Here is a 4,203-nt window from a genome sequence, read left to right as displayed (position 1 = left end):
ATGTAATAATATTGGTGTTATCCAAATAAAGAAAGCTAACATTACTACACCAGAAGCAATTATAATCGGGATTTGTGGTGATTCTACGGGTAGTAAAGAAATCATCGTAATCCAAGCTGCTAAAGATTGAAAAATCGGGTTCAACCAAGCTAAACCACTACGTTCTCCTTGTATCCATTCAGTTAATTTCCCTCCATAGCTATTTTGTAAAAATACGGGAATCCAAACTGCTCCAGATATGGCTGTAGCGATTACTGCTGTAATGATGCGATACCAAGGATAATGAGCATTGGGAATTGGGAATTGGGCATTGGAAAATGGGGGATAGGTTTCATTTTCTCTATCTACTTCTTTCTCTTCCCCTATTCTGTTTTTTAATCCCCTAATAAAAAGATAAATTAATACAGCAACTTGAGCTAATAATGTCAGAACAAAAAAGTAATGCGTTGCGATTCCTAAAGCATTGATAACAACCCAAATTAGGACAATTTTAAGGGGTAATTGAGTGCGATTGTTGATGTGTTTTGTAGCGACGACAAAACAAGCTAGGGAGGCAATTACCCACAATATTGCTAATGTGTAATGTCGAGCTTCCTGTGCTAAAAAAATAGCATAGGGAGAGGTTGCCATAATTATCGCAGCTAAGTGACTAACTAAACGCGATCGCATGACTAACCAACTGAATGCGTAAGTCGCTGGAACCGTTGCTGCTCCAAAGATTACAGCCAAAAATCTAGCTCCCCAAACTGATACTAATCCCCCATCAGTTGGAAATAATCGTAACCATAAATGGGTAAGTATAAAATAAATTGGTGGATGATTGCTTTCCGTAAATAAATGTTTAAATACGTCTTGGGTACTAGCATTTACCCGTGGTTTTAAAGGTTCTAATAATACATCAATACTGATAAATTGGTCGAGGGGTACATCCAAGAAACTATTACCCAAGCTAAAAACCAATGTGGAAAATTCATCAGTCCAAGGTGGTTTATTACCAAGATTGATGGAACGTAAAATTAGTGCGATCGCAAACCATAATAGTAATAATAGTAAATCTCGATGTTTTGATTCTTGAACTTTTTCCTGAATCTTAGCGATTTTGGGCAGCATACATATATTAAGAACAAGAATCAGGGAGAATAAACTAGTTTTTCCCTTTTTCCTTCCTCTTTCCCCTACTTATTTACATCGGTTACACGCCAACTGAGTTTAAGATTAACCCAAAAGTTCCAGACAACGACAACTGCGATCGCAATTAATTTGGCAAGATACTGGTTAATTCCCAAAACGTTAAACAGGAAATTCACAATCAGTGTTTGTAGAATTACCCCTGTTAAACAAATAACGTTAAATTTCAAAAACCGCATTAATCTGGCTTTTCCACCTTTTTGCCAACGGGAAATATCCCGAAATGTCCAAATATCATTCCACAAGAAGTTATTAAGAATAGCGACTTCCGCCGAAAGTATTGTACTGCGGGTTAATCCCAAACCAATAATTTGCCGGAGGATATGAAATACCCCCAAGTCCACAAATACCCCGCTAAAACCAACCGCACCAAAGCGTAAGAACCTGGCAAGGGGAAAATTGAATTTTTGACGAAAACGTCCTAAATGTCCCGTAGTCAAGCGTAAACGTAGCAAATGACGGAGATAATCAAGATAATGGCTCCATGTCACCTTGCTTTCTCCTTCCGCTCTTTCGCTAAACACATACCCTACTTCGGAAATTTCATGAATATCTCCTCTTCCCAACACTTCCAAGAGGATTTTGTACCCCACAGGATGGAGATTTTCTTCAACAATGCAGTCTCTTCTCAGTAAAAAATAACCGCTCATTGGATCGGAAACCCTACCTAAAACATTGGGTAAAAAAATCAAACCCAAAATTTGCGCTCCACGGGATAAAAATCGTCTGACAAAACTCCAACTACTAACACCACCACCATCTACATGACGACTGGCAACAGCTAAATCAGCACCTTCTTCGACTGCACGTAGTAACTGTAATAAAATCTGTGGGGGATGCTGTAAATCCCCATCAATAACCCCTAAAATTCTTCCTTCTGCCGCTTGCCAACCCCGAACCACTGCCGATGACAATCCGCGTTCCCCACGACGACGCATTACCCGTAATTGGGGATATTGGGGGATGAGGGATTGGGCAACTTCCCAAGTGCGATCGGGACTATCATCATCTACAATAATCAGTTCGTAGTCGAAAGGGATTGATCGATCGAGTAACTTGCTCAGTACCTCGACAATATTTTTGATATTGTCACGCTCTTTGTACGTAGGAATTATCAGGGAGAAAAGAACGGGTTTCCTGAGTCCTAGTGTAATTGAAGGAGGAAATTTTGAAATCCGTAAAGGACCAGTTGGCACTGATAGGAGTGAATTTGGTTCGATGATACTCATTCAAAAATTATTGAGGAAACAGCACGAGTAAAACAAGGCAAGAGTAACAAGGCAAAAGAAAGATTATTCTATAAGCGGTTCGGGCATTAGTTGAAAATTATATCTATATAATTGCTTTTCGCAACGTCAATTTTAAAATTCAGTAGAGAGATGATTTAATGAATACAAATTTTATTTGTGGATTTGGGAATGATGAAAAATACCCTGGTAATGTTCTATCAGAACCAGTCAGCCAGAGGTTATAAACCTCTGTCTAATAGCGAAAGTCCTCTTAAGAGGACTAAATTCAGTTTCTCAATTGTAGGCATATTTACATCGCCGTATACTGTCTCAAATTTCTATTCTGATTCGTGATTGCTGATTACTGACTCCTGTATTCTGAATTGTTTTTGATTTGTGCGATCGCGTTGATGTACCAAGCTTTACAATGAAAGGGTTGATTGCGCTTTGGATAAACTGTGGCTATTGCAACTGTGGATGCTATTCTTGATCGTGCTTGTATGGGTTACGATTTGTCTCCCTCTGAGGGAGTGACGCTACTAAAACAATCTCACCCAAATATTATCACCGAAATTCGCAATACTGCCGATAAGTTGCGTCAACAACAGGTTGGAAATACCGTAACTTATGTCATTAACCGTAATATTAACTTTACTAACATTTGCGAACAACATTGCAGTTTCTGTGCTTTTCGTCGAGATGAAGGCGATCGCGATGCTTATTGGTTAGATTGGGCACAAATTCGCGAAAAAACCACCGATGCAGTCAAAAGAGGTGCGACGGAAATCTGTATGCAAGGTGGATTGAACCCAGAAGCCAAAATCGATGGCAGAAGCTTAAATTATTACATGAAGTTGGTGGAAACCATCAAACAAGGATTTCCCCAGCTTCATCTTCACGCTTTTTCACCCCAAGAAATCCAGTTTATTGCTAGACTTGATGGGATTTCCTATAGCGAAGTGATTACAGCACTGGGAAATGCCGGGGTTGGTTCCATGCCAGGAACTGCTGCCGAAGTTCTCAATGATTCCGTAAGAAAAATTTTATGTCCAGAAAAAATTGATACAAATACTTGGTTAGAAATTGTCGAGACAGCACATAAACTGGGATTAACTACTACCAGCACCATGTTATCGGGACATATCGAAACCCCCGAACAGCAAATTGAACATTTAGAAAAATTACGACTTCTGCAACAAAGAGCGATCGCAAATAATTATCCAACGCGAATCACTGAGTTCATTTTGCTACCATTTGTCGGCAAGGAAGCACCAAAACCCTTGCGTCGTCGAGTTGGACGTGACCAACCATTGTTAGAAGAAGCACTTTTACTCACCGCAGTAGCTCGAATTTATTTAGGAAATTACATTATTAACCATCAACCAAGTTGGGTAAAACTTGGACTTGGGGGAGCTACCGAAGCCTTAAAGTGGGGTTGTAACGATATTGGGGGAACTTTGATGGAAGAGCATATTACCACGATGGCAGGGGCAATTGGTGGCACATGTATGGAAGTAGCAGATTTGGAAAGTGCGATCGCATCTTTAAGTCGTCCATACAAACAACGGGATACATTGTATAGGATTTTATAGGATTTTATATATAACGCTTCTCAAAATAAGACTAAGGTGACTTCCAGAAAATAAAATACCCCAATCATATAATTATCAATCATATCATTCGTAGGGGCTGGGTATCCCAGCCTCTTATATAGAACCCATTTGATATCTCAAGAGGAGGCTAATCTGCGTAGTAAGAGTCGGAGAAAGCAAAGATGAATTTTGGT

At 39.5% G+C, this 4,203-nt stretch carries 3 protein-coding genes; 1 reads left to right on the top strand and 2 read right to left on the bottom strand.

Annotated features, from left to right (window positions below):
• The coding region (locus CK510_RS27040; RefSeq protein WP_143289461.1) for a glycosyltransferase family 39 protein at window positions 1-1,110 on the bottom strand (1,110 nt) is incomplete at its 3' end.
• 65 nt (window positions 1,111-1,175) lie between these two features.
• Window positions 1,176-2,417 (bottom strand): glycosyltransferase, encoded by a 1,242-nt coding sequence (locus CK510_RS27035; protein WP_095724605.1) that lies wholly within the window; start codon window positions 2,415-2,417, stop codon window positions 1,176-1,178.
• 458 nt (window positions 2,418-2,875) lie between these two features.
• Between CK510_RS27035 and cofH the strand changes: the two genes are divergently transcribed.
• On the top strand, window positions 2,876-4,009 hold the full coding sequence (gene cofH, locus CK510_RS27030) for a 7,8-didemethyl-8-hydroxy-5-deazariboflavin synthase subunit CofH (protein WP_095724604.1): 1,134 nt from the start codon (window positions 2,876-2,878) through the stop codon (window positions 4,007-4,009).
• The last annotated feature ends 194 nt before the right edge of the window (window positions 4,010-4,203 follow it).

Source organism: Brunnivagina elsteri CCALA 953, assembly GCF_002289455.1.
GTDB lineage: Bacteria > Cyanobacteriota > Cyanobacteriia > Cyanobacteriales > Nostocaceae > Brunnivagina > Brunnivagina elsteri.
This window is presented reverse-complemented; position numbering and strand designations above follow the sequence as displayed.